Raw genomic sequence first — 26,690 nt, forward strand, 5'->3', positions numbered from 1 at the left:
CGCGCCTCCGACCCGGGGGGGGCGGTTGGGCCCCCCCGCCCCACCCCCCCCCCGCTCCCACAAGCCTGAGATCATGCTGTTGCCATTGCCGGGTAATCGGTCAGGCCACGGGCATCGCCACCAAACAACGTGGCCCGTTCGTGTTCAGGCTGGCCATTTTTAGACCTTTAAAGCCATAATTAGAAATAGTTAAGTCCCTGGAGGTCTTATGCAAGATCTACGTCAGTTGCGCTACTTCGTGGCCGTTGCCGAATGCGAGAACGTTGGCCGGGCCGCCGAGCAGCTGCATATTTCCCAGTCGCCCCTCAGCCGGCAGATCGCCCAGTTGGAGGACAACCTTGGCCTGGCCCTGTTCGAACGGCGCAACCAGCGCCTGTACCTGACCAGAGACGGGCGCACCTTCCTGGCCGAGGCGCGTGGCCTGCTCAAGCATGCCGAGCGCCTGGAGTCACTGGGCAAGCGCCTGGGCCGTGGCGAGGAAGGCGGGCTGTGCATCGGCTATGTCAACCACGCCATCCATGCCGGCGTACTGCCCGGTGCGGTGCGGGCGATTCGTGGCGAGCGCCCGAACATTCACATTGCGCTGTACAACATGACCCCCAACGAGCAGTTCGAAGGCCTGCGCCAGCGCAGCCTGGACATTGCCCTGGTGTGCGAACCGCCGCCGAAGCACGACCCCGACCTGCGCGGCCAGCCGGTGCTGGACGACCCGATGCTGCTGGCCATTCCGGCCGCGCACCCGCTAGCCAGCAAGGCCGAACCGACCCCTGCCGACCTGCACGAGCAGGAATGGATCATCACCGGTGGCCAGCCCGACCAGGTGAACAAGCGTGACGACTTCATTGCCCGCTGCGGCGATGCCGGCTTTACCCCGCGCTTGTCGCTGGAGGCTACCGACCCACTGAGCGTGCTCGGTCTGGTGTCAGCCGGCCTGGGCCTGGCCATGGTGCAAAGCAGCCTGTCGGCCAGCGCCGGGCCGACTGTGGTGCTGCGCCAGCTGGACTGGTTCCAGCCCAGCGTGCAGTTGTGGGCGGCGTGGCACCAGGTGGACCTGCGGCCAATCGTGGGCATTTTCCGCGAGCGGGTGCTGGCATTGGCCGAGGAAGGGCTTGATAAGTCCATACAAGTCTGAACTCAGTCGAATTACGTCTTTTACAGTCTGAGTGCGCTTCACTAGCATGGTTCCCATCGATACAACTCACCCACAGGAGCCATTCCATGAACATCGACCTCGGCGGGCGCACCGCCATCATCAGCGGCTCGACCGGCGGTATTGGCCTGGCCATCGCCCGCAGCCTGGCCCGCGCCAACGCCGACGTGGTCATTGCCGGCCGCAGCCAGAAGTCGCTGGATGCCGCCCTGGCCGAACTGCGCGAGCAAGGCGGCGGTGGGCAGATCCACGGCGTGGTTGCTGACCTGGGTACCGCCGCCGGTGCTGAAACCCTGTTCGCCGCCCACCCACGGGCCGACATCCTGGTCAACAACCTGGGCATCTACGATGACGTCGACTTCTTCGACGTGGCCGACAGCGAGTGGACGCGCTTCTACGACACCAACGTACTCAGCGGCGTGCGCCTGGCCCGCCACTATGCCCCAGGCATGGTCGAGAAAGGCTGGGGACGGATCCTGTTCATTTCCTCGGAATCGGGCATTGCCATCCCTGCCGACATGATCAACTACGGCGTGACCAAGGCCGCCAACCTGGCGGTATCCCATGGCCTGGCCAAGCGCCTGGCTGGTACCGGGGTTACGGTGAACGCAGTGCTGCCTGGCCCGACCCTGACCGACGGCGTGGCCGCACTGGTGGCCGGTGCAGCCCAGGCGTCCGGGCGCAGCATCCGTGAAGAAGCCGACAACTTCGTACGTACCGCACGGCCGAGCTCGATCATCCAGCGCGCCGCCGATGTCGACGAAGTCGCCCACCTGGCGGTGTACCTCGCCTCCCCTTACTCCTCCGCCACCACCGGCGCAGCCTTGCGGGTTGACGGCGGTGTGGTCGACAGCCTGGCTATCTGAATTCAACTGGCCGCTCCTACACGGGAAGCACTATCAATAAAAAAGCCGCCAGGGTGATGGCGGCTTGTTCTACAACCAGAAATTCCAGCAAAAGCGTCAGGTCAATCAGCCCAGTACCGAGCCGATGACTTCATCGAGAATGACAATGCCCGCCTCGACTTCTTCTGCGGTAACAACACACGGCGGAACTACGTGGATGCGGTTCTCGACAACAAATGGCAGCAGACCACGCTCCAGCAGCTTGGCTTTAAGTGCCTGCATTTTGTCCGCAGCCAGCGGTGCCCGGCTTTGTTTGTCGCTGACGAACTCCAGCGCCCAGAAGACGCCAGCGCCGCGCACATCACCAATCGATGCATGACGTTGCTGCAGCTCGCGCAGGCGCGGGCCCAGGGTGTTGGTGCCGATCTCCAGCGCATTCTCGACAACCCGCTCCTTGCGCATGGCGTCAATGGCAGCAACGATCGATGCCATGGCCAGTGGGTGCCCGGAGTAGGTCAGGCCGCCCGGGAAGAAGTGGGTATCGAAGTAGCTGGAAATCTGCTCCGAGATCACCACACCGCCTACCGGAACGTAGCCCGAGTTGACGCCCTTGGCAAAGGTAATCAGGTCAGGCACGACGCCATAATGCTCCAGCGCGAACCACTTGCCGGTCCTGCCAAAGCCAGACATGACTTCGTCGAGTATCAGCAGGATGCCGAACTCGGTCGCCAGCTCACGCACACCCTGCATGTAGGCTGCGGTAGGCATCAGGATACCGGCGGTGCCAGGCAGGCTTTCAAGCAGTATGGCGGCGATCGAGCTGGAACCTTCGCTCTCGATCACACGACGAAGGTGGCGCAGTGCGCGCTCGGTCTCTTCGGCCTCGGTTTGCGCGCTGAACTCGCTGCGGTACAGGTAAGGCGTGAAGAAGTGCACATGGCCACGGGCATACTCGTTCGGCACCCGGCGCGGGTCACCCGTGGCGACGATCGCCGAACCAGTGTTGCCGTGGTAGGAGCGGTAGGCGGACAACACCTTGTCGCGACCGGTAAAGAGCCGAGCCATACGCATGGCGTTTTCGTTGGCATCAGCACCACCGTTGGTGAAGAAGACCTTCTTGAAGCCCTTCGGTGCCTGCTCGATGATGCGCTTGGCAGCTTCGCCACGCGCAAGGTTGGCAGTGGCTGGAGCGATAGTCGTCAACATAGCGGCTTGCTCTTGGATAGCCGCAATGACCGCTGGGTGTTGGTGACCCAGGTTGGTGTTGACCAGCTGGCTGGAGAAGTCCAGGTAGCGCTTGCCGTCATGATCCCAGACCGCGCACCCCTCCCCACCTGCGATGACCAGCGGGTTGAGTGCGCCCTGGGTCGACCACGAATGGAAGACAAATTCGCGATCGAGGCCTTTTACGTATTCGTTGGAAATTGCCATGGTGCCTATGGACCTCATGAATTGATGCTTCAGCCCCTGCCTGAAAAGAAATGCCGCCAGCGTGATGGCGGCGAGGTCTCCAGCCTGAGCCTTTGACAAAAGGTGAGAAGTTGGTCCCGACAGGTATCGGGCACCCGTAAATGCATTACGGGGGTGAGCAGCAGCGCCATCGGCATTTCTCCGTCAGAACAGCCGATGACGCTGCTACTCGAACAGGGCACCGCCTTAGCTATTGCTCGGGAACGCGAACTGCGCAGCCTCATGGCTCGTGCGCTTCGGCCAGCGCTGGGTGATGGCTTTCTTGCGGGTGTAGAAGCGCACGCCGTCCGGGCCGTAGGCATGCAGGTCGCCGAACAGCGAACGCTTCCAGCCGCCGAAGCTGTGGTAGCTCACAGGTACTGGCAGCGGTACGTTGACGCCCACCATGCCCACTTCGATCTCGTCGCAGAACAAGCGTGCCGACTCACCGTCACGGGTGAAGATGCAGGTGCCGTTGCCATATTCGTGGTCGTTGATCAGCTTGATGGCTTCTTCCAGGCTGCTCACGCGCACGACGCACAGTACCGGGCCGAAGATCTCTTCCTTGTAGATGCGCATCTCAGGCGTGACGCGATCGAACAAGGTGCCGCCGACAAAGTAGCCGTCCTCGTTACCTGCGACCTTGAAGCCGCGGCCATCGACAACCACTTTGGCACCCGCAGCAACGCCGTCATCGATGTAACCCAGCACCTTGTCACGTGCAGCGGCGGTAACCAGCGGCCCCATGTCCAGGCCGCAGTGGGTGCCGGCACCAATCTTGAGCGCCTTGATCTGCGGCTCCAGCTTGGCGATCAGCGCGTCGGCGACCTGGTCACCTACGCACACCGCCACGGAGATGGCCATGCAGCGCTCGCCGCACGAACCGTAGGCAGCCCCCATCAGCGCGCTGACGGCATTGTCCAGCTCGGCATCAGGCATCAGCACGGCGTGGTTCTTGGCGCCGCCCAAGGCCTGCACGCGCTTGCCGCGCTTGGTGCCTTCGGCATAGATGTACTCGGCGATCGGGGTGGAGCCAACGAAGCTCAGCGCTTTCACTTCAGGCGCTTCGATCAGCGCATCCACCGCTTCCTTGTCGCCATGCACCACGTTCAACACGCCCTTTGGCAGGCCAGCTTCGTGCAGCAGCTCGGCGATCAGCAGGGTCGAGCTTGGGTCACGCTCGGAGGGCTTGAGGATGAAGCAGTTGCCGCAGGCGATGGCCAGCGGGTACATCCACAGCGGCACCATGGCTGGGAAGTTGAACGGGGTGATGCCAGCGACCACACCGATGGGCTGCAAATCGGACCAGGCATCGATGTTCGGGCCGACGTTGCGGCTGTACTCACCCTTGAGGATTTCAGGCGCGGCCGAGGCGAACTCGACGTTCTCGATACCGCGCTTGAGTTCACCTACCGCGTCCTCGATGGTCTTGCCGTGCTCTTCACTGATCAGCTGGGCAATGCGCTGCTCGTTTGCTTCCAGCAGCTGCTTGAAACGGAACATCACTTGCGCGCGCTTTGCTGGAGGGGTATTGCGCCAAGCCGGGAAAGCAGCCTGAGCAGAGTCGATGGCCTTCTGCACGGTGGCACGGCTCGCCAGGCCGAGCTTGTGAATCGCCTGGCCGGTGGAGGGGTTGAATACGTCAGTGGTGCGCGCATCGTCTGCGACGTGTTCACCGTGAATCAAGTGCTTGATAGTGGTCATCTTCATTCCTCAAAGCTTGGTCACAAGCTGCCTATATATAAGAAGCGCCTCCGCCGAACGGGGGCAGTCGATCAGTTGACGCCTTGCAGGGCTTCGCCCACGGCGTCGAACAGGCGATCCAGTTCCTGGGGTTTGGTGTTGAAGGTGGGGCCGAATTGCAGCGTGTCGCCGCCGAAGCGCACATAGAACCCGGCCTTCCACAGCGCCATGCCAGCTTCAAAGGGGCGAATAAGGGCATCGCCATCACGCGGTGCGATCTGCAGGGCGCCGGCAAGGCCGCAGTTGCGAATGTCGACAATATGCTTCGCGCCTTTGAGGCCATGGATGGCTTGCTCGAAGTGAGGTGCCAGTGCCTTCGACTGCTGGACCAGGTTGTCCCTCTCCAGCAAGTCCAAGGTCGCAAGTGCGGCCGCGCAGGCCACTGGATGAGCCGAATAGGTGTACCCATGCGCGAACTCGACGGCGTATTCGGGCGAGGCCTGGTGCATGAACGCGTCATAGATCTTGCTGCTGGCGATCACCGCCCCCATCGGGATGGCACCGTTGGTGACCTGTTTGGCCACGTTCATCAGGTCTGGGGTGACACCGAAGTATTCGGCACCGGTCATGCAGCCCATACGGCCAAATGCGGTGATGACTTCATCGAAGATCAGCAGGATGTCGTGCTGGTTGCAGATTTCACGCAGCCGCTGCAGATAGCCCTGCGGCGGCACCAGCACGCCTGCCGAACCAGACATCGGCTCGACGATGACTGCGGCGATGTTCGAGGCATCGTGCAGCTCGATCAATTTCAGCAGCTCATTGGCCAGAGCCACCCCGCCAGTCTCGGCTGCGCCCTTGGTAAATGCCAGGTCCGGCTGCAAGGTGTGCGGCAGGTGGTCGACATCCATCAATTGACCGAACATCTTGCGGTTCCCACCGATTCCGCCCAAGGCAGTACCGGCCACGTTTACGCCGTGATAGCCGCGGGCACGCCCGATCAGCCTGGTTTTCTGCGGCTGCCCCTTCAAACGCCAGTAGGCCCGCGCCATCTTGATCGAGGTGTCCGCGCATTCGGAGCCGGAACCTGTGAAGAACACGTGGTTGAGGTCACCGGGTGTCAGGCTGGCAATCTTCTCGGACAACTTGAACGACAGCGGGTGGCCATACTGAAAGGCTGGCGAGTAGTCCAGGGTAACCAACTGCTTTGCCACGGCATCGGCAATTTCCTGACGTGAATGGCCTGCACCGCAGGTCCATAGCCCGGACAAGCTGTCAAACACCTGCCGCCCGTGCTCATCGATCAACCAATTACCTTTGGCACCGACAATGAAGCGTGGATCCTTGCGGAAATTGCGGTTCGAAGAGAACGGCATCCAGTGGGATTCCAACTTGAGGCCGCGGGCCAGGGGGATACTTGCTTGCACGGCCTGATTCATGACGGTGGTCCTGAGCTGGGTGAATGCGACCTAGCTTGAACCGAACGGTAATGTAAGTTAAATCTGTATTTTCTTTCGCTCAGTTATCGGAATACTCACGCATGACAAAAAAAACACCCCTGCATCAGGTAAGTGATTTCGATCTAAGGCTACTGCGCGTGTTCAAGACCGTAGCTGAATGCGGCAGCTTTTCCGGTGCTGAGAGCGTGCTAGGCATTACCCGCTCGGCCATCAGCCTGCACATGGGCGACCTGGAGAAGCGCCTGGGCATGCGCCTGTGCCAACGCGGCCGTGCCGGCTTCGCCCTGACGGATGAAGGCCGCGAGGTACTGCGTGCCAGCGAAACCGTGCTGGTAGCCATCGAGGGCTTTCGCAGTGAAGTGAACCAGATGCACCAGCAACTGCGCGGCGATCTGAACGTTGCCATCGTCAACAACCTGGTCACCCAGCCCAAGATGCGCATCACCCATGCCCTGAAAGCGGTGCGGGCCGAGGGCAGTGGCGTACGTATCAACCTGAGCATGAGCACACCAGGGGAAATCGAGCGCGGCCTGCTTGATGGCCGGCTGCACGTCGGCGCCGTGCCGCTGATCACCCCCTTGTCGGGCCTGGACTACAGCCTGCTCTACGAGGAGCGCTCGAACCTGTATTGCAGCCATGAACACCCGCTGTTCGCCCACGCCGCCACGGTCACGAATGAGCAACTGTCACAGGCAGATGCGGTGATCCCCGCCTACCGCATGACCGCCGAAGCGATCGGCCTGCACCAACTGCTCAGCTTTGCCGCCTCGGCTACAGACCGCGAAGGCATTGCCTTCCTGATCCTCACGGGCGCATACATCGGCTTTCTGCCGGACCACTACGCCGCCACCTGGGTTGAAAAGGGGCTGATGACCGCGCTGGATCCCGGCCGGCTGTATTTCGACTCGAAAATAGCCATCGCCATGCGCAAGGGGCGCCGGCAGAACATGATTCTCGAACGCTTCCTCAATGAATTGCACCTGACCGACAGCATCACTTAAACCTTTCTCGCCCCTCTCCCCCTCAAGCGCCCTCATTCACCGTTGCCGGTGAGCGAGGGCGTTTTTGCTTCTAAAAATTCTTTCACGCGTGTTGACAGCTCGAACGTATTCGAAATAGCCTGAATGCATTGCTGCACACAACGCGGCATCCAAACAAAAACACAGCGTTCGTTTTTTGCTTGCTCTTCTGTCTACAAGAAAAATCACTGGAGAGATTCAAAATGGCACAGTCCCTTTCCCGCAAGATCGGAGGCGGCGTCGCTTGCCTCACTGCAGCATTAGCGCTTCTGATGCAGCCCTCGGCGCAAGCCGAAGCCCAAACCTGGCAACAGGTGCAAAAAGCCGGCGTGCTTCGCTGCGGTGCTGCAATCGCGGCGCCCTACGTAATGCGTGATCCGGCCAGCGGGCAATACAGTGGCTATTTCGTCGACCTGTGTCGCGACTTCGCGGAAAACGTGCTGAAGGTCAAAGCGCAATTCGTCGATACCAGCTGGGACAACCAGGTGGCGGGCATCCAGAGCGGCAAATGGGACATGGCCATGGCACTCAACATGACGCCGGAGCGTGCGCAGGCCGTGGCCTTCTCGGTCCCCGCCACGGACTACCAGATCTCGCTGCTCATCAATGAAAAGAACCCCAAGTTCAACGGCGCTGGCACCCAGCTCGCCGACTATGACAAGCCAGGCGTAACAATCGCCGTCATGTCCGGCTCGGCTGCCGACAAGGCCATCTCCACCTCCATCAGCAAAGCTACAGTCATGCGCCTGCCTGGGTCCGATGAAACGCGCATGGCCTTGATGTCCCGGCGGGCCGATGTGCTCGCTGATGCCAACGACACCAACCACCTGTTCGCCATGGCCAATAGCTGGGTCAAAGAGATCCTGCCGGTGCCCGCCCTGGCCAAGCAGGGCGTGTCATTCGCCCTCTCGCGTGAAACACCCGCAGAAGACCTCGCCCAACTGGATGCTTATCTCACCGAGCGCCGCGCGTCCGGTGAGATCGACAAGCTGGTAGACAAGGCATCCGCCGAGATCATCGCGAGCCAGAAAGCCCAGTAACTCCCGCTGACATGCCGAGGGCCCTGGCCAAGGGCCCTCGTGGAGACAACGTTAATGACCACTCCTCATTTGGTGGCTTCCCAGCCACAGGCTTCGCTCAACCCGAATTTGAGCCAAGGCGGTTGCTTCATCCAACTGCAGAACGTGCGCAAGGCCTACTCCGAACAACTGGTGGTGATGGACGGGATGAACCTGGACATGCGCGCCGACGATCGCCTGGTCATCATCGGCCCGTCCGGCAGCGGCAAGAGCTCACTGCTGCGCGTGCTGATGGGCTTGGAAGGCATCCAGGGCGGCAGTATTCAGTTCCAGGGCAAAACCTACATTGACGGCAGCCGCAAACAGGGCAAGCCGCTGGATGAAGCCCTGCACAAACAGATCGGCATGGTGTTCCAGCACTACACGCTGTTCCCGCACCTGTCGGTGCTGGGCAACCTGATCCTGGCCCCCGTGAAGGTACATGGCCTGAGCAAGGCCGAAGCCACCGAGAAGGCGCGTGCCTACCTGGCCCGGCTGGGCCTGGAAAGCAAGCTGCACGCTTACCCCAGCCAGCTGTCCGGCGGCCAGAAGCAGCGCGTGGCCATTGCCCGGGCACTGATGCTGGAGCCGCGCCTGATGCTGTTCGACGAAGTCACTTCGGCGCTCGACCCGGAAATGGTCATCGAAGTGCAGAACGTGATGATGCAGCTGGCCGAGCAGAAGATGGCGATGATCATCGTCACCCATGACATGCACTTCGCCCGCCATATCGCCACCCGTGTGGTGTTTTGCGCAAACGGCAAGGTGGTCGAGCAAGGGCCGCCCGAGCAGATCTTCACCCAGCCTCGTGAGGCTCGCACCCGCGAGTTCCTCGAAAAGGTCGTGCAGTTCGATTGAGGGCATGGTCATGAACTACCAATTCGACTTCCATTTTCTCAGCGGCAGCCTGCCGGCCTTGCTTGACGGGCTGAAGGTAACCCTGGAGCTGGCCCTGGTCTCGAACCTGATCGGCCTGATCTGCGGCTTCCTGCTGTGCCTGATGACCCTGAGCCGCTGGTTCTTCGTCCGTTGGCCGGCTCAGCTGTTCATCGAGTTCTTCCGCTGCACGCCGGCACTGCTGCAGATCGTCTGGTTCTTCTATTGCGTGCCGATGCTGTTCGACGTGTTCATCGACCCGATCGCCATGGGCTTCCTGGCCTTGGGCCTGAACCTCACCGCGTTCAATGCCGAAGCCTACCGGGCCGGCGTGCAGGCGGTGCCGCGCGAGCACCTGGATGCATCGATCGCCCTGGGCCTCAAAGGCTGGCAACGCACGCTGTACGTGATCCTTCCGCAGTCGCTGCGCAGCGCTCTGCCGGTGCTGATCACCAACGGCATCGGCACCCTGCAGCAGAGCGCCCTGGTGGCCATCGTCGCAGTCGCCGACCTGATGTACGTGGGCAAAAGCCTCGCTACCGAAGCCTACCGCCCGCTGGAAACCTACACCCTGATTGCCCTCATCTACTTCGCCCTGTCGCTGCCGATCGCGCAACTGGTGCAGTGGTTTGAACGGCGCCAGGAACTGGCCGGCCAGCGCTGAGGAGATAGCCATGCCACTCGATTTCTCGGTTGTCCTGGGCTACTGGCCCGTGCTGCTCAAGGGCCTGGCCCTGACCCTGGCATTCACCGGTGCCTGCGCCCTGTTGGGCAGCCTGCTGGGCTTCGTGGTCAGCATGCTGCGCCAGGTGAAAACCCCGCTGCTGCGCCTGCCGCTAACCCTGTACGTGGAGTTTTTCCGCGGCACGCCGCTGCTGATCCAGCTGTTCTGGGTGTTCTTCTGCTTCCCGGTGGTGTTCGGCCTGGACATCCCGCCCTATGTGTCGGTGCTGATCGCACTGACCCTGTTCATGGGCGCGATTACCAGTGAGACCTTCCGCGGCGCGCTGAAGTCCATCGCCAGCGAACAGCATGACGCCTGCACTGCGCTGGGCCTGGGTGCCAAGGTCAAGGTGCTCTACGTGATCTTCCCACAAGCCTTGCTGCGCGCCGTACCGCCGCTGCTGTCGAACGTGGTCAGCCTGTTCAAGGAGAGCGCACTGATCTCCTCGGTAGGTGTCGCCGACCTGATGTTCGTTGGCCAGAACATTTCCAACAGCACCGCCCGCCCCGTCGAGTTTCTCTCGGCAGTCGCGGTCATCTACTTCCTCGTGGCCTTCCCGTTGACCCGATTGGTCGGCGTGGTCGAAGGGCGCTTGCTGCGCCGCTACGCCTACTGACCTGACCTGACCGGTCCTATTGATCTAAAAACACCCTCGGAGACTCACCATGAAACTGAACGGTATCTTGCCTGCCCTGGTCACCCCATTCGATGCCGCTGGCAAAGTCGACCACGACACCCTGGCCACGATTCTGGAGCATCAACTGAAAGCCGGCGTGAGCGGTTTCGTACCACTGGGTTCCACCGGTGAATACTACGCCCTGACCAACGAAGAGCGCCGCCAGATCCTGGCTACCGTCAAGGAGGTTGTCGGCGACCGCGGCACCCTGATCGCCGGTGCCAACGGCTCGTGCACCCGCGAAGTGCTGGAGCAGATCAAGCAGACCGTCGATGCCGGTTACACCAACCTGCTGATCGCCCCACCGTACTATGCCCTGCCGTCCCAGGAAGAGCTGCTGGCCCACTACAACACCATTCTCTCGACCTTCCCCGAGATCAACGTGGTGCTCTACAACTACCCGATCCGTACCAACGTCGAAGTGGGCATGGACGTGGTCGCGGCACTCAACGACCACCCACGCGTGATCGGCATCAAGGAAAGCAGCGGCAACCTGCTGCGTGCCATCGAAATCGGCGAGAAGTACAAGGGCATCCAACTGTCCTGCGGCTCGGACGACCAGGCCCTAGACTTCTACCTGTGGGGCGCCGACAGCTGGATCTGCGGCCCGGCCAACATCTTCCCGGAAAAGGTCGTGGCGTTCCACAAGGCCTTCACCGGCGGCGACATCCGCGGTGCCCAGCAGATCATGCGCAGCCTGTTCCCGGCCATGGCCAACCTGGAAAGCGGCAAGTTCGTGCAGAAGGTCAAGTACGGCACCGAGCTGGCCGGCTTCAAGGTCGGCCCGGCACGCGCGCCGCTGCTGCCACTGACCGATGAAGAAAAGGCCGAGTTCCGCAAGGTGTTCGAAGCCTCCCAGGCCTGATGCAAATGCAATGATCTGAGCTGAACTCTGTGGGAGCGGGTTCACCCGCGAACACCGGCAAGGCCGGTGCCAAACACTGCGGTGCCTGATTCGCGGCGGTTCGACGCCTCGATGAACCCGCTCCCACAGGGCCCTCACACACCCTTTAGAGCATGTGATCCATGAACAACCCGCACCCCTCATCGCAACAGGCCGTGGTCATTGGCGGCGGTATCGTCGGCGTGTGCTGCGCGCTGTACCTGCAGCGCGACGGCCACCGGGTCACACTCATCGATCCAGCCGCACCCGGCGATAGCACCGCCAAATGGAGCTGCGGGCAAATGGCGGTGAGCGAAGTCATTCCACTGTCCAAGCCCGGCATCTTGATGAAGATCCCTGGCTGGCTACTCGATCAGAAAGGCCCCTTGGCGTTGCGCCCGAGCGCGCTGCCAGGGATCCTGCCCTGGTTCATGCGTTTCCTGGCCTGTGCCCGCCCCTCGAAGATCAACGAGATCGCCCAGGACATGGCACGCCTGACCCAGCATGTTTATGAAGACTATGCGCCCCTGCTCGACGCCTGCCCGGACAAGACCCTGCTCGGCGACCGCCCGATCCTGGAAGTGTTCGACTCACCTGCAGGTTTGCAGCATGAGCGCCCGCACCTGGAACTGCGCAAGCAGTTGGGCTTCCGCTCCGAAGAGCTGGACGGTGCAGCCATCAGCGACCTGGAGCCGGCCCTGGCCGGCAAGTTCCAGCATGGCCTGATGTTCCCGGACTGGCGCGCGGTGAATGACACTGAAGGTTTCATTGCCGCGCTGACCGAGAGTTTCATTGCCCAAGGCGGCGTGCGCATTCGCCAGCGTGTGGCAAAAATCGACGAGCACCATGACAAGGCGACCGGCGTAACCCTGGAAGATGGCGCACGCGTCCCGGCTGACCTGCTGGTGGTCGCCGCCGGTACTGGCGCCCGCGCCTTCTTCAATTCGCTCGGCGTAAATATCCCGCTGGCGGGCATCGCCGGCTACCAGGCGGTGTTGCCACAGCCCGGTGTGGAAATTCGTCACTCGGTCATTTATGCCGACGGTGGCTTCTGCTTCGCGCCGATGACGCGCGGCTTGCAGATCGGTGGCACCATCGAATTCGCAGCCCCAAATGCCGAGCCCAATTTCAAGCGCGCCGAAATCATCATGGAAAAGGCACGCCGCGTGCTCCCGCAACTGAACACCCAAGGCATGGAGTTCGGCGTCGGCTACCGTCCGTTCCTGCCCGACACCAAACCCGTTATCGACCGTTCACCGCGGCTGAAGAACGCCATCCTGGCATTCGGTCACGGCCAGCTCGGCCTGACGCTGGGCGCCACTACTGGCCGCCTGGTCAGTGACCTCGCCGCCCAACGCACCCCCACCCAGAATCTCTCGGCTTTCAGCGCCCGGCGCTTTGCCGTACTTGGAGGAAACGCATGAACCGCTACGACCAGTTCTATATCAACGGCAAATGGGTCAGCCCGATCGAGGGCGGCAGCTTCGAGTCGTTCGACCCCAGCGATGAAAGCCTGATCACCAACGTGGCCTCGGGCAGCGCCGCCGACATCGACGTCGCCGTAAAGGCCGCACGGGCCGCCTTCGACGAGGGCCCTTGGCCGCGCCTGAGCGGTGCCGAGCGCGGCGCCTACCTGCGCAAGATCGCCGACGGCATCCGTGCCCGCCAGGAAGAACTGGCTGAACTGGAAGTGCGCGACAACGGTAAACCGTTCCCCGAAGCGATGTGGGACATCGGTGATACCGCAGGCTGCTTCGACTTCTACGCCAACCTGGCCGAAGAGCTGGATGCCGCGCGCGAAAAACCGGTCGCCCTGGCCGACGACCGCTTCAGCTCGGTAGCCCGTAAAGAGCCAATCGGCGTAGCCGGTGCCATCGTGCCGTGGAATTTCCCGATGCTGATGGCTTCATGGAAGATCGCCCCTGCCCTCGCTGCTGGCTGCTGCATCATCCTCAAACCGGCAGAGCAGACTTCGCTCACTGCACTGGAGCTGGCCCGTATCGCCGATGAAGCTGGCCTGCCGGCCGGCGTGCTGAACATCGTTACCGGCCCGGGTTCCAAAGTCGGCGCCGCACTGACCGCGCACCCGGGCGTAGACAAGCTGGCCTTCACCGGTAGCGTGCCGGTGGGCAGCCGCATCATGCAAGCGGCCGCCCAGGACATCAAGAACGTGACCCTGGAACTGGGCGGCAAATCGCCGTTCGTGATCTTTGCCGACAGCGACATCGAAAAAGCAGTTGAATGGATCATGTTCGGCATTTTCTGGAACAAAGGGGAAGTCTGCTCGGCAACCTCACGGGTCCTGGTTGAGCGTTCGGCCTACGAACCCCTGCTGGCACGCCTGGCTGAAGAAGCACGCAAGATCAAGATCGGCAATGGCATGGACGAGGGCGTATTGCTTGGCCCACTGGTCAACCGCAATCAGTACGACGGCACCCTGCAAGCCATCGCGCGCGGCCTGGAAGCCGGTGCCCGCCTGGTCTGCGGTGGCGAGCGCCCAGCTCACCTGGACAAGGGTTTCTACCTGCAGCCGACCGTGTTCGCCGACGTGCCGGAGGACAGCTGGATCTGGAACGAAGAAATCTTCGGCCCGGTGGTTTGCATTCGTCCGTTCGACAGCGAACAAGAAGCCATCAAATCGGCTAACAATTCGCGCTTCGGCCTGGGTGCAGCGGTAATGTCCAAGGACCTGGAGCGCTGTGAACGCGTGGCACGCAAGTTCCGCGCGGGCATTGTCTGGATCAACTGCTCGCAGCCAACCTTCACCGAAGCGCCGTGGGGCGGCTACAAGCAAAGCGGGATTGGCCGCGAGCTGGGCGAGTGGGGTTTGAACAACTACCTCGAAACCAAGCAGATCACCCGCTACGACAGCGAACAGCCTTGGGGCTGGTACATCAAGTGAGGTAACACCCATGCGTTGGAAACAGACTCTTCAGCTCGCTGAGGTGCACTGCGAAGGCGAGATCGGCAAGGTCATCACGGGGGGCGTCCTGGGTATCCCGGGCGCCACCATGCTGGACAAGATGAACCACATCAACGAAGTCGATGACAGCCTGCGTCGCCTGGTAACCCTGGAGCCGCGTGGCTGCCTGCAGATGTCGGTCAACCTGCTGCTGCCGCCAACCCGGCCAGAGGCCCAAGCGGGCTTCATCGTGCTTCAGGCGGACAAGGCTCACCCGATGTCTGGCAGCAACTGCATCTGCGTGGTCACCGCCTTGCTGGAGCTGGGCATGGTGCCGATGCAGGAGCCCGAGACCACGGTAGTGCTCGACACCCCGGCCGGCCTGGTTACCGCCCGCGCCCAGTGCGCGGACGGCCGTTGCCTAAGCGTGTCGCTGGACATGGTGCCGGCCTTTGTCGAACACCTGGACCTGGCTATCGAGACCGAGCAGTTCGGCACGATCAAAATCGACGTGGCATTCGGCGGCGTGTACTACGCACTGATCGATGTGGAACAGACCGGCCTTGCTATTGCGCCGGAAAATGCCCGCGCCTTGGCCGATGCCGGTGTTGCGTTGAAGAACGTGATCAATCGTCAACTGAACATCCAGCATCCATTGCTGCCGTCAGTGAACGAAGTGGCTTACGTGATGTTCCGCAATCGCCTGGACGATCGCACCTACCAGACCTGCACCACCTTGCCACCCGGGCGGGTTGACCGCTCGCCATGCGGCACCGGCAGCTCGGCCAACCTGGCAACGCTGGCGGCACGCGGGCTGGTTCAGGCGGGTGACAACCTGGTATCGCGCTCGACCATTGGCGGGCAGTTCCAGGTTGCCCTGCTGGGCCACACCGACGTCGCCGGCAAGCCCGCGGTGCTGCCGCGCGTCACCGGTCGTGCCTGGCTATACGGCATTCAGCAACTGGGCGTTGACCCCAATGACCCGCTGGCTGCGGGGTTCATGCTCAGTGATACCTGGGGAGCCGGCCTCAGCCAGTAGCCTTGGCTTTGCTATGCCCGGTAGCCGCCGGGCACAGCCCTTCCATTGCACCTTACTCCTCCCCAATACTGGAGCTACACCAAGTCGGTAGAGAGCAAAATTTATCAAGGCTTGGCCTGTGTGATATGGGCCAAACCAACCGAGACCTGATGATGGCAAAAGATAACGAAGCCGACGCTGGCCCTCGCCGCCATAGCGGTCGCTATATATATGAAGAATTGCGCAAGCAAATTCTGACGCTCAAATTGAAACCTGGCGTGCAATTGGATGAAGTGTCGCTAGCCGCACAGTTTGGTTTATCCCGCTCTCCGGTGCGTGACGCATTGGCACGTTTGATTACCGAAGGCTTGGTGCTCATTTTACCCAACCGCACCACGCTGGTGACACCTTTCGAGATCGAAGAGTTCCCCAACTACATTTCTGCCCTGGATTTAATACAACGCGCCGTCACTCGCTTGGCGGCAACCCAACACAAGGCCGACGACCTGGCAAACATCCGCAAAGCAGATGCAGCCTATTTGAAAGCCGTAACAAGCGGTGACTTCCAAGCCATGTCAGAGCTCAATAAAGCTTTTCATGTATCCATCGCTCAAGCTGGGCGCAACCCCTACTTTGTGAACTACTACGAGCGCCTTCTGGGCGAAGGCCAGCGCCTGTTGCATCTGCATTTCGATCACGTTGTCAGCTCTGCCAACGCACATCGCCTGGGGCGCGACCATGATGAAATTATCGAGGCCATCGCCTCACGCGATGCCGATGCTGCAGAAGCAGCTGCACATGAGCACACGCTTTTATTCCAGCGCCGCTTCCTGGACTACATGCAGCAGAACCTTACAGCCCGCATGTCTGTGGCTTGACGGCTGACGCTTGTTTAGCACGGACCGTAATATCCGCTACCTGCCGAAACTCGGCCAGCCGCGTGCTTTATATATAATTACCCCTATTACGTAAGCCGTCGTTAGGTTTCAGCTGTTCACCCCACCTCTCCGGCGCTGCAGCAAAAGTAAAACACTCGCCACACCCCTTCTCTACCTGCGCAAATTAAAACTCAAAAACCGCGCTGATTATTGACAGCTCATTACACGCCGTATAATTTGCATGCTGCACTGCATGCAGAATCACCCAGATAAACCAACCGCCTAAGCAAAGTTACAAAATCAATAATTTCATTCGACAATCACAGGAGTCGGCGATGAACAGATTTGCGAGCAAAGTGGCAATCGTTACGGGTGGCGCCGGAGGTATCGGCTCGGCAATTGCAAAGCGGCTTGCCAACGAAGGCGCGACGGTGGTGGTCAGCGATGTCGACCAGAAAGCAGCGCAGGTCGTAGCAGACGAAATCAACAAGTACGGTGGCAAAGCACTGGCGATCGCTGCTGACATAGCAAAAGGCGAAGCTTGCCGCACGCTCGTGCAACGCGTGTTAGATGAACTGGGTTGCATCGATGTTCTGGTCAACAACGCCGGCATCAATCGCCGCGGAAACCTGCTGGCCCTGAGTGAAGATGATTGGCACAGCAGTTTTGCAGTCAACCTCGATGCCATGTTCCATCTCTGTCGGGCGGTGCTGCCTGGCATGATCGAAGCCGGCGGTGGCGCGATCGTCAACACGGCATCGCAATGGGGCCTCTACCCAGCACCTGGGCACATTGCCTACAACGTGACCAAGGCTGCCGTAGCCTCGTTCACCCAGAACCTGGCGCGCGACTATGCTCCGCACAAGGTCCGGGTCAATGCGGTGTGCCCCGGTGAGATCCACACGCCGATGCTTGAAGCTGGCGTACTGCGCTCGGGCCGCACCATTGCCGACCTGGACCGGCTTGTACCCTTCGGGCGCATTGGCAAACCTGAAGAAGTAGCTGCACTCGTCGCATTCCTTGCTTCAGAAGAAGCTGCGTTCATGTGCGGCTCGCTGGTAGAAATTACCGGAGCACAGGCAGTGGCCTGACCTTACTCCACCTTGGGCCACTCGCGGTGAGTGGCCTAAGGTAATGGTCTCAAAGTTGCCAGCTCCGCTGGCCTTGAGGGGAATGGCTACCATTAAGCGAATGAAACACATCACCGTCGATGGTCAGACCCCATCGTTTCACGTACTGATCAAACATCTGTCCACTCATTTTCACTATTACCCTCGTGGCCTTCCCGGCTGCACGGTCTGCTCCACCTGCTCCTCAAACCACTTCAACACAGCTTGGCACGCGGGATGAGCAACGCCACTGTCCCGTAGCCATAGGGCATACACGCCGCCGGTCTTCAGCGCTTCGCCGAAGGGCACCACCAGATCGCCGCGTACCAGCGCGTCGTGGGCCAGCATGCGGTCGGTCATGGCGATGCCCAGGCCGCGAGCGGCGGCGTCCAGAGCCAGGTCGTCGAGATTGAACAGCAGGTGCTGGTAGCTGCGCCCGGGCAGGTCATGCTGCGCCTTGAGCCACAGGTTCCATTCGTAGCGCGAGGTGGAACCGTGGATGAGCGAATGCCCGGCCAATGCCTCAGCCGAGCGGGGCGGGGCGCGGCCGTCGTTTAGCTGCGCGGCGCACACCGGGATCAGGTATTCGTCGAACAGTGGCGTCAGCCGGCGATCATCCAGGCCGCCAGGCAGGTACAGGACATAGGCATCACAATCACCGCCTTCATCCACCAGTTCCCCGCTGACGGTCTCGATGGACAGGGTCAGCCCGGGGTTCACCGCATAGAACGAACTCAGCCGCGGCAATAGCCAGCGCACCGCCAGGGATACGAATATGCGGATGCGGAAAGGGCGGTCCAGGGGCGTTGGGGCCAGCCGCTGTTCCAACGTGCGCAGGGACTTGAGCAGGTCCCGCGCCACCTCGTATACCTCGCGGCCGTGCTCGGTCAGCGCGACCTTGCGGCTGGTGCGGTCGAACAGCACGGTCTGGTAGTGCTCTTCCAACTGTTGAATCTGCCGGCTGATCGCGCTCTGAGTCAGGTGCAGCTGGCGGGCGGCTTCAGTGAAGTTGCGGGTGTCCGCCACCCGGACCAGCGCCTGCAATGCTTGCAACGAGGGCACGCGAAGGTTTTTATCCATGCAAATTCCGAATAGATGGATGAGTTTTTAGCGTTAGAAAGATCGGCATCATGCCCTTAGATTAGGGCATGCAGCGGGCTACTGGGCATCCTGGTCAATCACGCCTGCGCATCGATTGTGAAGGAGTGACGGACAATGAACAACCACTGTGGCTGGATCGCCCTTGCTGGAGAGTCGCCGGTAAAGCCGCGACTTGAAGGTACGCAACAAGTCGACTGGCTGATTGTCGGCGGCGGCATCACCGGCCTCTCTGCGGCCCATACCCTGGCACGGCGATTTCCCTCGCAACGGGTGGTGCTGATCGACCGCCAGCGCGTCGCCCAAGGCGCGTCGGCGCGCAATTCCGGGTTTGTGGTCAGCCATGAGTTGCCTGGCGCTGGCGAACTGATCGGCACGGCGGGATTCGCCGGTTATCAGGTTGCGTCGCGCATTGGCGTGGCGGCCGGGGAAGAGGTGCGTCGACGCATCGCCGAGCTGAAGCTGGACTGCGAACTCAGTGACAACGGCTACCACTTCGCGGTGCATGAACCAGCGCACCTGCAGCATGTCGAGGAAGCCCTGGAAACCCTGGCGTCCGTGGGCGCCCAGGTGCAGTTCCTGGAGGGCACGCCTCTGCAGCAGCGCCTGGGCACCTCGTTCTATGCCCGTGCCATCCACTGCGCGGGTGGCAACGGGCTGATGCAGCCGGCCCGCTACGTCAAAGGCCTGGCCGACAGCCTGCCGAAACAGGTTGAAGTCTTCGAGCACAGCGCCGTCACCGACCTGCGCCGCCGTCCCGGCAAAGGCTGGACCGCGCAGACCGAAGCAGGCGAAGTGCAGGCCCGGCAGGTGCTGCTGTGTGTGGGCGCGTTCCTGCCAAGGGTTGGCCTCAAGCGCAGCGGCACCTTCCCGCTGGAATTGAGCGCCAGCATCACCCGCCCGCTTACCGAGGGGCATTGGCAGCAGCTGTTCGACGACCAGGGCTGGGGCGTACTGTCCACCTTGCCTGGCGGCTGCACCTTGCGCCTGCTGCCGGGGCGCAGGCTGCTGATCCGCAACACCGTGGAGTATCGCCACCGCGACATCGATGCCGCCGGCCTGGCCGTGCGCCAGCGCGAGCACCTGCTGGGCCTGCAAAAGCGCTTCCCGGGCATCACAGTGCAAGACATCGAATACACCTGGACCGGCCACCTCAGCGGCACCCGTTCTGGCGAGCCGTACTTTGCCCGGGTCGAGGACGGGCTGCATGCCGTGGCCGGGTGCAATGGCTCTGGTGTCGCCCGCGGCACCTTGTGGGGCCGCTTGCTGGTGGAGATGGCCATTGGCGCCGACTCGACCCTGCTGCGCGATGTGCTTGGCCAGGCCCGTCCGGGCTACCTGCCGCCACGGCCGTTCTTCGACCTGGGCGCCAGCGTGCGCATGGCCTGGGAAGTGCGCCGCGCCCAGGGTGAGCGCTGATTTTCAATTACCTTGCAAACAAGAACAAGAGAGCGAATCCATGATCAAGCATACTTGCGTGGCCCTGCTGTCCTCGGCGTTGCTGGCCACGGCGGCGCATGCCGAAGAACGGGTCAACATCGCCAACTGGAGCGGTTACATCGCCGATGACACCCTGACCGAGTTCACCCGGCGCACTGGCATCCAGGTCACCTACGACCTGATCGACAGCAACGAAACCACCGAAGCCAAGCTGATGACTGGCAACAGCGGCTACGACCTGGCAAGCCCGTCGAACCACTTCCTGCCGCGGCTGATCAAGGCGGGGGCTATCGAGGAGCTGGACCGCAGCCAGTTGCCCAACTGGCATAACCTTGATCCGAAGTTGATGAAGATCCTGGAGACCAGCGACCCCGGCAACCGATACGCGATCCCGTACATGTGGGTGACCACCGGCATTGGCTACAACGTGGAGAAGATCAAAGCGATCTTCGGCAGCACCGAGGTGACACAGTCCTGGGACCTGTTGTTCAAGCCGGAAAACATCCAGAAGCTCAGCCAGTGTGGCGTAGCTTTCCTCGACAACCCGACGCAGATCGTTTCCATCACCCTCAGGACACTGGGCCTGGACCCGCATAGCGAGAACCCCGAAGACCTGAAGAAGGCTGAGGCGGCGTTGCTGGCGGTGCGGCCTTTCATCAGTTACTTCCACCAATCCAAGTACGTGAGCGACCTGGCCAACGGCAATATCTGCGTGGCCATCGGTTTCAGTGGCGATGTGTTGCAGGCCATGGGCAGTGCCAAGCAGGCCGGGAACGGGGTGGATGTGGGCTATAGCATTCCGCGTGAAGGCTCAACCGTGGCGGTGGACATGGTAGTGATGCCCAAGGGTGCGCGGCATCGGCAGAACGGCTATGCGTACCTGAACTACCTGCTGGAGCCGAAAGTGATCGCCAATATCAGCAACGCGGTGAAATACCCGAATGGGAATGCGGCGGCTCTGGAGTACATCACGCCTGAGCTGCGCGACAATCCGGCAATCTACCCGCCGGAATCGGTACTCGATACGCTGTTCCCGATCAAGACCCTGTCGCCGGCGGGGATGCGCTTGAGTACCCGGCTATGGACCAGAGTGATAAGTGGGAAGTGATGCAGCAACCGGTGGGCATAGTTCACTGTTGGCGATTGCAGTCATTGGGTGATCGCCCACCGCATCAACCCATCGCACTAAGCGGCAATCAGGTGGGCGGGGCCGGCTACCAAAGTCGCATCGCGCCGGCCCCACCCAGACGCTTACTCAGGCAATTAGCTCCACCTTCCCAGTGGCCAGCCGATACACCCCACCCACCACCTTCAACTTGCCTTTGCTGATCGCATCGGTAAGCAGTGGTGTAGCCGTCTTGAGCACCTCAACAGAATCCTTGACGTTCTGCGCTATGGCATTGTCCATCAGATTGCCAGGCTGCTTGATTACCTTCTCGACTGGGCCCTTGAGCGCATCTGTCAGTTTCGGAATATGCCCAGGGAACTTGGCATTGTCCTTTACCGCTTTGATCCCCGCCTCAATGGCGCCGCAGCTCTCATGGCCGAGCACGAGAATCAACGGCGCCCCCAGCACCGCCACCCCATACTCAATACTGGCCAAGCCCTCGCCAGTCACAAAGTTGCCTGCCACACGAATCGCAAACAAATCACCCCGCGCGGTATCAAACGCGTACTCCGGCGCAATGCGCGAATCGGCACAACTGAGCACCGCTACAAACGGGTTTTGCCCAGACACCAACGCCTCGCGCTCGGCCTTGAAATCGTGCGTGGTTGAATCACCGCTGACGTAACGTGCATTACCTGCCATCAGCCGTTTCAGCGCTTCGTCAGGGCTGATTGCGTTTTGCGGTTTAGGGGGCGCAGTCGACTTTTCTGCTGCCTGCGCAACCCGCGCAGGGAACGCACCGGCTAGCAGCAGGGCACCTGCCCCGAGTCCGGCAAACTGAAGAAATCGACGACGGTCTGTTGGGTTGGCAGTTGAAGTTGAATCACATGATTTACACATGATGGTGTGTACTCAGGACACTTCGGTTGGAGTAACTACTGTTGTTGGAAGAACGAGCACCAAACAGAACGTGCAGCACTGGAGTCATGAAGTGTAGTTGATTCCGAACATCAAGCGATGCGCGGCTCAGCCCTTGCTTTTCTTCTTGGCAATGCCTTTCATCCGAGTGGCTGCCTTCTGCACCACGGCCATCTTTTCAGGCCGCTTCATGCCCCGCCATTTACGGATCTCTTCTCGGGTTCGCCCACAACTCACGCACATCTCGCTGCTCAGTTGGCATAGCGAAACGCATGGGTTTTCTATGTCCTTTGCCATAAGTAATCTCAAACGATGTAAATGGGTGAATTCTGGGAGTATTGGTCGCTGAACACCAGGAAACTGGTGTAAGTACGCGCCTGCTTCCTTGAGCCTTATTCCTGCCGTGGCAGGCTGGCCAGATGCCCGGTCTTGAGGTAGACCGTGGCACCTGAGTCGCCTGCCGTCACACACAGGCCAATGCCTTTGGGCTGCCGCATCCAGCTGCCGCTGCGCAGCGTTTGCCCGCAGGCCTCGACCTCGCCAGCGATTACCAGCAGTTCAGCACCGGCAACTTGCCGGATCACCAACGGCGCTTTCGGCGCCAACCGTTGCAGGCAGACCTGTTCGTGGGCGCTATGGAAAAGTGCGCAGATCTCGCGCCCGCCCTGCTCTGCCCAGTTGGCTGGGTTTTGGGTGTCGATACAAACCGAGGTGGTATCGTCCGGCTCCATCTGCCACAACTTGACGAAGATGACCGCCCCTTCGAGGCTGGACGGCTGATGGCTCGAACCCGGCGGATTGCGCAGGTAGTAACCGGCCGGGCAATGTTTCTCGCCTTCCGAGAAGGTGCCGCGAAGCACAAGAATTTCCTCGCCGCCGGGATGAAAATGGCGCGGGAAACAGGATTGAGGGGCGTAGCGCACAATGCTCGTAGCCCTGGCTTTCTCACCGCCCACTCGGTCCAGCATTACCCGCTCCACCCCCTGCTGCGGGGAGGCCACCCATTGGTAATCGTCAGCCGTGACGATGGCCGGCTGGGAGAAGTCTGCATTGACAAGCATGTGCGAGGTCCTGGTAAAGAGTCATGGGACGGTGCCAATCCCATGATCATCATGGCTGCGGGAGATGCCTGCAAGGGTATGCCGGTGCCATCCACCGCGTCACATGCTTCGCGGGCATGCCCGCTCCCACAGGGATCGCGCCAGCTTTTAGAAATTGAGCAAAACAGTTGCTCCCACAGAGGCCCTGCTAAATCTGTGATTCAAGTGCAGTTCAAAGAGGGCGGCCTTACCAAGGGAGTGGATCAGGGCGCGATACGCTTCAGGTCATTCAACAACCCCATCAACTGCTGCAGCTTCTCTTCACCAAACTGCGCCTGGATCTTCTGGTAATTGGCTTCCATCCCCTCCTTCATCGAGGCAAAGCACGCCTCCCCGCCTTCGGTCAGCGTCACGAACACCCGCCGCTGGTCCTGCGCGGCCTTCTGCCGGCGCACCAGCCCGTCGCGCTCCAGCCGCCCCAGCACCCCGGTCATGCTCGGTTTGAGGATGCAGGCCAGCTCGGCCAACTGGTAATTCTCCAGCTCGCCGTGCTGCTTGAGGATGCGGATCACCCGCCATTGTTGCTCGGTCAGATCGTGCTCGTTCAGCAGCGGCCTGAAAAATGCCATCGCGGCTTCCCGAGCCTGCAGCAGGCTTAGGGTCAGCGAAGGTTGCGTCTTGGTCATGGTCAAACCTGTGGTTTTTCTCAATTCACGAATTTAAGGGCATGCGCGATGGAAAGTGCAATCTGTTCCACGGAAAACCCATTCAGGCCACGCGCCCGAGCTGCGACCATCCGGCACAAACAACAACACATATCGGGTGCGCCGCCATGGCCATTTCACTGCAGTTCTGCCTGCCGCTGGCGGTACTCCCCAGGCGTGAGCTTGGCGTAGCGGTTGAAGAAACGGCTGAAATAGGCCGGGTCCTTGAAACCGAGCTGGTAACAGATTTCGTTGGCCGTGCTGCCGGAAAACAACAGCAAGCGCTTGGCCTCCTGCATCAGCCGCTCCAGCACCAGGCGCTTGGAAGGCAAGTCGGCGATGCGCCGGCACACATCGTTCAGGCGCGCCTCGGTCACACCGATCTGCTGCGCGTAACGGGCCAGCGGCCAGTGCTCAAGATAGTGCGCTTCGATCAGCGCATTGAAGCGGTGGAAGATCTTCAGGTCTTCATGCCGCGCCGGGGTCGACTCCAGCGAGTTGGGGCACAGCCGCAGCAAGCTGATCATGATCAGCCGGGTCAGCGACTGCAGCGCCGCTTCGCGCCCCGGCTGCTGGGCGGCAAATTCTTCGCTCAGTGCATCCAACCAGCCTTGCAGGCGGCGCGCCTCAGCCTGGTATTCAGCCGGCAGGTTGCCCAAAGCCACACACGCCGGCTGCACCTGCATGCCTGCCGGGAGCAAGCTGGCATCGGCTTCGATCAATTGCCAGACCAGTTGCTGGCGCACGGTCAGCACGTGCCCGTCGCTGTCCGCCTCAGTGACAAAGGCATGCGCCACGGTCGGCGGCGTGAGGAAGAACATCGGCCCGGATTCAATGAACTGCTGGTCGTCCAGATACACCCGCACCGTGCCCGACTTCACGTAATGCACCTGGAAAAACCGGTCATGCCGGTGCACCGGCATGTTGCGCCCGAAAAAGCCCGCCAGGTTACCCAGCCGGTCGTAATGCACCTCGCTGTCGCTGTAGCGCTGGTCGTAGACCTGGCCAATGTTGATGTTCGGAATCGGATGCCGATCGCTCATGGCTGCTTGCTCGCAAATCGCTTGAACCTGTTGACGATGGCCCATGGTGCACCGCCTTGGCGGCAGGCGCCACTGGCCACCCCTTGACCATCGTTAACATATTAACTATAACATTAACACATTAACAAAATCCGCAGGACGGCCATCGCCCTGCACTGCCAGGAGAAGAGCATGAGCCATGCCCTGCATGACGTTGCCAGCGGCACCCTGTTCGGCGTCGCGCTGAACTACCAGGGTTTGCTGCAGCAGCACCAAGCGGCGTTCGTCGAAGCACCGTACAAGCAACTGCCGGTCAAGCCGGTGCTGTTCGTCAAGACCCCGAACACCCGCAACCAGCATGAAGGCCAGGTGGTATTTCCGGCCGGCGTGCAGCGCCTGCAACCTGGCCCGGCGCTGGGTGTGGTGATTGGCAAGGACGCCAGCCGCGTCAGCGTGGCCAATGCCCTGGAACATGTAGCGGGCTACACCATCGTCAACGAAGTCAGCCTGCCTGAAGACAGCTACTACCGCCCGGCAGTCAAAGCCAAGTGCCGCGACGGCTTCTGCCCGGTGGGCCCTGAACTGGTAGCCGCCAGCCAGGTCGCCAACCCCGATGCCCTGGGCCTGCGTCTGTATGTGAACGGCGAACTGCGCCAGCACAACAACACCGCCAATTGCGTACGCACGGTGGCCCAGCTGATTGCCGAGATCAGCGAGTTCATGACCCTGCACGCCGGCGACATCCTGATCACCGGCACCCCCGAGGGCCGCGTCGATGTACAGCCAGGCGACCGCGTCGATATCGAGATCGACGGCCTGGGCAAACTGACCAACCACATCGTCGCCGAGTGAGGAATTACCTGTGAAACACGCCCGTATCCAGTTCGACGGCCAGGTCCATGACGTTACGGTCGAAGGCGACCACCTGCGCCTGGCCGATGGCCGCCTGGTCCAGCAAGACCAGGTCACCTGGCTGCCACCCGCCACCGGCAGCATGTTTGCCCTGGGCCTGAACTACGCCGACCATGCCAAGGAACTGGCCTTCGCACCGCCCACCGAACCCTTGGCTTTCATCAAGTCGCCGGGCACCTACACCGGCCACAACCAGGTCACCTGGCGCCCGGACAACGTCGACTACATGCACTACGAGTGCGAGCTGGTCGCGGTCATCGGTAAAGCGGCAAAGAACGTGAAACGCGAGGATGCCCTTTCCTACGTTGCCGGCTACACCGTGTGCAACGACTACGCCATCCGCGACTACCTGGAAAACTACTACCGCCCCAACCTGCGGGTGAAAAACCGCGACGCCACCACCCCGGTCGGCCCATGGATCGTCGACGCGGCCGATGTGCCAGACGTCAGCAACCTGAAGCTGCGCACCTGGATCAACGGTGAGCTGAAGCAGGAAGGCACCACCGCAGACATGATCTTCGACATCCCGCACCTGATCGAATACTTCTCCAGCTTCATGACCCTGCAGCCCGGCGACATGATCGCCACCGGCACACCGGAAGGCCTGGCCGACGTGGTACCAGGCGACGAAGTGGTGGTGGAAGTGGAAGGCGTCGGTCGCCTGGTCAACCGCATCGTCAGCGAAGCTGACTTCTTCAAGAACAACAAGGCATGAGCA

General features: G+C 61.3%; 26 protein-coding genes. 17 read left to right on the forward strand and 9 right to left on the reverse strand.

The features are described 5' to 3' along the window. The first annotated feature begins 208 nt into the window (after positions 1–208). On the forward strand, positions 209–1,132 hold the full coding sequence (locus ABE456_RS11460) for a LysR substrate-binding domain-containing protein (protein ID WP_346644010.1): 924 nt from the start codon (positions 209–211) through the stop codon (positions 1,130–1,132). 86 nt (positions 1,133–1,218) lie between these two features. Continuing rightward, positions 1,219–2,016 (forward strand): SDR family oxidoreductase, encoded by a 798-nt coding sequence (locus ABE456_RS11465; RefSeq protein WP_346644011.1) that lies wholly within the window; start codon positions 1,219–1,221, stop codon positions 2,014–2,016. A 105-nt stretch (positions 2,017–2,121) separates the two neighbouring features. Here the strand turns inward: ABE456_RS11465 and ABE456_RS11470 are convergent, their stop codons facing one another. The 3 genes from ABE456_RS11470 to ABE456_RS11480 all read right to left on the reverse strand — a co-directional run bounded on the left by ABE456_RS11470 (position 2,122) and on the right by ABE456_RS11480 (position 6,566). Beyond that, a complete protein-coding gene (locus ABE456_RS11470) occupies positions 2,122–3,426 on the reverse strand; it encodes an aspartate aminotransferase family protein (RefSeq protein WP_346644012.1) in 1,305 nt (434 codons plus the stop codon). A gap of 225 nt (positions 3,427–3,651) precedes the next feature. Beyond that, positions 3,652–5,148, reverse strand: a complete 1,497-nt coding sequence (locus ABE456_RS11475; RefSeq protein WP_346644013.1) for a CoA-acylating methylmalonate-semialdehyde dehydrogenase — start codon at positions 5,146–5,148, stop codon at positions 3,652–3,654. Between the two features lie 71 nt (positions 5,149–5,219). Further along, positions 5,220–6,566, reverse strand: a complete 1,347-nt coding sequence (locus ABE456_RS11480) for an aspartate aminotransferase family protein (RefSeq protein WP_346644014.1) — start codon at positions 6,564–6,566, stop codon at positions 5,220–5,222. A 101-nt stretch (positions 6,567–6,667) separates the two neighbouring features. On the opposite strand from ABE456_RS11480, the gene ABE456_RS11485 reads away from it, so the two are divergent. The 11 genes from ABE456_RS11485 (at position 6,668) to ABE456_RS11535 (ending at position 17,712) form a co-directional block, all read left to right on the forward strand. Continuing rightward, positions 6,668–7,588 carry a LysR family transcriptional regulator gene (locus ABE456_RS11485; protein WP_346644015.1) on the forward strand — a complete coding sequence of 307 codons (921 nt, stop codon included), beginning with the start codon at positions 6,668–6,670 and terminating at the stop codon, positions 7,586–7,588. 221 nt (positions 7,589–7,809) lie between these two features. Then, the gene (locus tag ABE456_RS11490) at positions 7,810–8,646 is read left to right on the forward strand and encodes a transporter substrate-binding domain-containing protein (protein WP_346644016.1); all 837 of its coding nucleotides are present in this window, start codon (positions 7,810–7,812) and stop codon (positions 8,644–8,646) included. Positions 8,647–8,700: 54 nt separating this feature from the next. Then, entirely contained in the window at positions 8,701–9,522 is an 822-nt protein-coding gene (locus ABE456_RS11495) for an amino acid ABC transporter ATP-binding protein (protein WP_346644017.1), read from the forward strand. A 10-nt stretch (positions 9,523–9,532) separates the two neighbouring features. Next, on the forward strand, positions 9,533–10,204 hold the full coding sequence (locus ABE456_RS11500; protein ID WP_346644018.1) for an amino acid ABC transporter permease: 672 nt from the start codon (positions 9,533–9,535) through the stop codon (positions 10,202–10,204). Positions 10,205–10,214: 10 nt separating this feature from the next. Further along, positions 10,215–10,880 (forward strand): amino acid ABC transporter permease, encoded by a 666-nt coding sequence (locus tag ABE456_RS11505; protein WP_346644019.1) that lies wholly within the window; start codon positions 10,215–10,217, stop codon positions 10,878–10,880. Between the two features lie 49 nt (positions 10,881–10,929). Next, positions 10,930–11,805 (forward strand): 4-hydroxy-tetrahydrodipicolinate synthase, encoded by an 876-nt coding sequence (dapA, locus tag ABE456_RS11510; RefSeq protein WP_346644020.1) that lies wholly within the window; start codon positions 10,930–10,932, stop codon positions 11,803–11,805. A 161-nt stretch (positions 11,806–11,966) separates the two neighbouring features. Further along, positions 11,967–13,247 (forward strand): FAD-dependent oxidoreductase, encoded by a 1,281-nt coding sequence (locus tag ABE456_RS11515; RefSeq protein ID WP_346644021.1) that lies wholly within the window; start codon positions 11,967–11,969, stop codon positions 13,245–13,247. After that, the gene (locus ABE456_RS11520; protein WP_346644022.1) at positions 13,244–14,725 is read left to right on the forward strand and encodes an aldehyde dehydrogenase family protein; all 1,482 of its coding nucleotides are present in this window, start codon (positions 13,244–13,246) and stop codon (positions 14,723–14,725) included. Before ABE456_RS11515 ends, ABE456_RS11520 begins: the two co-directional genes overlap by 4 nt. A 10-nt stretch (positions 14,726–14,735) precedes the next feature. Next, positions 14,736–15,764, forward strand: a complete 1,029-nt coding sequence (locus ABE456_RS11525; RefSeq protein WP_346644023.1) for a proline racemase family protein — start codon at positions 14,736–14,738, stop codon at positions 15,762–15,764. 149 nt (positions 15,765–15,913) lie between these two features. Next, the gene (locus tag ABE456_RS11530) at positions 15,914–16,621 is read left to right on the forward strand and encodes a GntR family transcriptional regulator (protein WP_346644024.1); all 708 of its coding nucleotides are present in this window, start codon (positions 15,914–15,916) and stop codon (positions 16,619–16,621) included. Positions 16,622–16,956: 335 nt separating this feature from the next. Beyond that, positions 16,957–17,712: an SDR family NAD(P)-dependent oxidoreductase gene (locus tag ABE456_RS11535; RefSeq protein WP_346644025.1), complete on the forward strand. Its 756-nt coding sequence runs from the start codon at positions 16,957–16,959 to the stop codon at positions 17,710–17,712. Between the two features lie 177 nt (positions 17,713–17,889). Here ABE456_RS11535 and ABE456_RS11540 read toward each other — a convergent pair whose 3' ends face one another. Continuing rightward, a complete protein-coding gene (locus ABE456_RS11540; protein ID WP_346644026.1) occupies positions 17,890–18,810 on the reverse strand; it encodes a LysR substrate-binding domain-containing protein in 921 nt (306 codons plus the stop codon). A 135-nt stretch (positions 18,811–18,945) separates the two neighbouring features. Here ABE456_RS11540 and ABE456_RS11545 point away from each other — a divergent pair, with 135 nt between their 5' ends. Continuing rightward, complete coding sequence (locus ABE456_RS11545; RefSeq protein WP_346644027.1) at positions 18,946–20,247, forward strand: FAD-binding oxidoreductase; 1,302 nt, start codon at positions 18,946–18,948, stop codon at positions 20,245–20,247. Positions 20,248–20,287: 40 nt separating this feature from the next. Next, positions 20,288–21,376: a polyamine ABC transporter substrate-binding protein gene (locus tag ABE456_RS11550; RefSeq protein WP_346644028.1), complete on the forward strand. Its 1,089-nt coding sequence runs from the start codon at positions 20,288–20,290 to the stop codon at positions 21,374–21,376. 147 nt (positions 21,377–21,523) lie between these two features. On the opposite strand, the gene ABE456_RS11555 is transcribed toward ABE456_RS11550, so the two are convergent. From ABE456_RS11555 to hpaA, 5 genes are all read right to left on the reverse strand, one after another. Then, entirely contained in the window at positions 21,524–22,276 is a 753-nt protein-coding gene (locus tag ABE456_RS11555; protein ID WP_346644029.1) for a carbonic anhydrase, read from the reverse strand. 126 nt (positions 22,277–22,402) lie between these two features. Then, a complete protein-coding gene (locus tag ABE456_RS11560) occupies positions 22,403–22,591 on the reverse strand; it encodes a DUF1289 domain-containing protein (protein ID WP_346644030.1) in 189 nt (62 codons plus the stop codon). A 95-nt stretch (positions 22,592–22,686) separates the two neighbouring features. Beyond that, positions 22,687–23,355: a cupin domain-containing protein gene (locus ABE456_RS11565; RefSeq protein ID WP_346644031.1), complete on the reverse strand. Its 669-nt coding sequence runs from the start codon at positions 23,353–23,355 to the stop codon at positions 22,687–22,689. A gap of 242 nt (positions 23,356–23,597) precedes the next feature. Beyond that, on the reverse strand, positions 23,598–24,020 hold the full coding sequence (gene hpaR / locus ABE456_RS11570; protein ID WP_119370607.1) for a homoprotocatechuate degradation operon regulator HpaR: 423 nt from the start codon (positions 24,018–24,020) through the stop codon (positions 23,598–23,600). Positions 24,021–24,175: 155 nt separating this feature from the next. Further along, positions 24,176–25,081, reverse strand: coding sequence for a 4-hydroxyphenylacetate catabolism regulatory protein HpaA (hpaA, locus tag ABE456_RS11575; RefSeq protein WP_346644032.1), 906 nt, complete (start codon positions 25,079–25,081; stop codon positions 24,176–24,178). Between the two features lie 171 nt (positions 25,082–25,252). Here hpaA and ABE456_RS11580 point away from each other — a divergent pair, with 171 nt between their 5' ends. Then, entirely contained in the window at positions 25,253–25,912 is a 660-nt protein-coding gene (locus ABE456_RS11580) for a fumarylacetoacetate hydrolase family protein (RefSeq protein WP_346644033.1), read from the forward strand. Positions 25,913–25,922: 10 nt separating this feature from the next. Further along, the gene (locus ABE456_RS11585) at positions 25,923–26,687 is read left to right on the forward strand and encodes a fumarylacetoacetate hydrolase family protein (protein WP_346644034.1); all 765 of its coding nucleotides are present in this window, start codon (positions 25,923–25,925) and stop codon (positions 26,685–26,687) included. Positions 26,688–26,690: the final 3 nt, after the last annotated feature.

It is taken from the genome of Pseudomonas sp. TWI929, assembly GCF_039673335.1.
Lineage (GTDB): Bacteria > Pseudomonadota > Gammaproteobacteria > Pseudomonadales > Pseudomonadaceae > Aquipseudomonas.

Bases quoted from the DNA above. Each gene is read 5' to 3' on its own strand.
- ABE456_RS11460 (WP_346644010.1), top strand. From the start codon at position 209: ATGCAAGATCTACGTCAGTTGCGCTACTTCGTGGCCGTTGCCGAATGC.
- ABE456_RS11465 (WP_346644011.1), top strand. From the start codon at position 1,219: ATGAACATCGACCTCGGCGGGCGCACCGCCATCATCAGCGGCTCGACC.
- ABE456_RS11470 (WP_346644012.1), bottom strand. From the start codon at position 3,426: ATGGCAATTTCCAACGAATACGTAAAAGGCCTCGATCGCGAATTTGTC.
- ABE456_RS11475 (WP_346644013.1), bottom strand. From the start codon at position 5,148: ATGACCACTATCAAGCACTTGATTCACGGTGAACACGTCGCAGACGAT.
- ABE456_RS11480 (WP_346644014.1), bottom strand. From the start codon at position 6,566: ATGAATCAGGCCGTGCAAGCAAGTATCCCCCTGGCCCGCGGCCTCAAG.
- ABE456_RS11485 (WP_346644015.1), top strand. From the start codon at position 6,668: ATGACAAAAAAAACACCCCTGCATCAGGTAAGTGATTTCGATCTAAGG.
- ABE456_RS11490 (WP_346644016.1), top strand. From the start codon at position 7,810: ATGGCACAGTCCCTTTCCCGCAAGATCGGAGGCGGCGTCGCTTGCCTC.
- ABE456_RS11495 (WP_346644017.1), top strand. From the start codon at position 8,701: ATGACCACTCCTCATTTGGTGGCTTCCCAGCCACAGGCTTCGCTCAAC.
- ABE456_RS11500 (WP_346644018.1), top strand. From the start codon at position 9,533: ATGAACTACCAATTCGACTTCCATTTTCTCAGCGGCAGCCTGCCGGCC.
- ABE456_RS11505 (WP_346644019.1), top strand. From the start codon at position 10,215: ATGCCACTCGATTTCTCGGTTGTCCTGGGCTACTGGCCCGTGCTGCTC.
- dapA (WP_346644020.1), top strand. From the start codon at position 10,930: ATGAAACTGAACGGTATCTTGCCTGCCCTGGTCACCCCATTCGATGCC.
- ABE456_RS11515 (WP_346644021.1), top strand. From the start codon at position 11,967: ATGAACAACCCGCACCCCTCATCGCAACAGGCCGTGGTCATTGGCGGC.
- ABE456_RS11520 (WP_346644022.1), top strand. From the start codon at position 13,244: ATGAACCGCTACGACCAGTTCTATATCAACGGCAAATGGGTCAGCCCG.
- ABE456_RS11525 (WP_346644023.1), top strand. From the start codon at position 14,736: ATGCGTTGGAAACAGACTCTTCAGCTCGCTGAGGTGCACTGCGAAGGC.
- ABE456_RS11530 (WP_346644024.1), top strand. From the start codon at position 15,914: ATGATGGCAAAAGATAACGAAGCCGACGCTGGCCCTCGCCGCCATAGC.
- ABE456_RS11535 (WP_346644025.1), top strand. From the start codon at position 16,957: ATGAACAGATTTGCGAGCAAAGTGGCAATCGTTACGGGTGGCGCCGGA.
- ABE456_RS11540 (WP_346644026.1), bottom strand. From the start codon at position 18,810: ATGGATAAAAACCTTCGCGTGCCCTCGTTGCAAGCATTGCAGGCGCTG.
- ABE456_RS11545 (WP_346644027.1), top strand. From the start codon at position 18,946: ATGAACAACCACTGTGGCTGGATCGCCCTTGCTGGAGAGTCGCCGGTA.
- ABE456_RS11550 (WP_346644028.1), top strand. From the start codon at position 20,288: ATGATCAAGCATACTTGCGTGGCCCTGCTGTCCTCGGCGTTGCTGGCC.
- ABE456_RS11555 (WP_346644029.1), bottom strand. From the start codon at position 22,276: ATGTGTAAATCATGTGATTCAACTTCAACTGCCAACCCAACAGACCGT.
- ABE456_RS11560 (WP_346644030.1), bottom strand. From the start codon at position 22,591: ATGGCAAAGGACATAGAAAACCCATGCGTTTCGCTATGCCAACTGAGC.
- ABE456_RS11565 (WP_346644031.1), bottom strand. From the start codon at position 23,355: ATGCTTGTCAATGCAGACTTCTCCCAGCCGGCCATCGTCACGGCTGAC.
- hpaR (WP_119370607.1), bottom strand. From the start codon at position 24,020: ATGACCAAGACGCAACCTTCGCTGACCCTAAGCCTGCTGCAGGCTCGG.
- hpaA (WP_346644032.1), bottom strand. From the start codon at position 25,081: ATGAGCGATCGGCATCCGATTCCGAACATCAACATTGGCCAGGTCTAC.
- ABE456_RS11580 (WP_346644033.1), top strand. From the start codon at position 25,253: ATGAGCCATGCCCTGCATGACGTTGCCAGCGGCACCCTGTTCGGCGTC.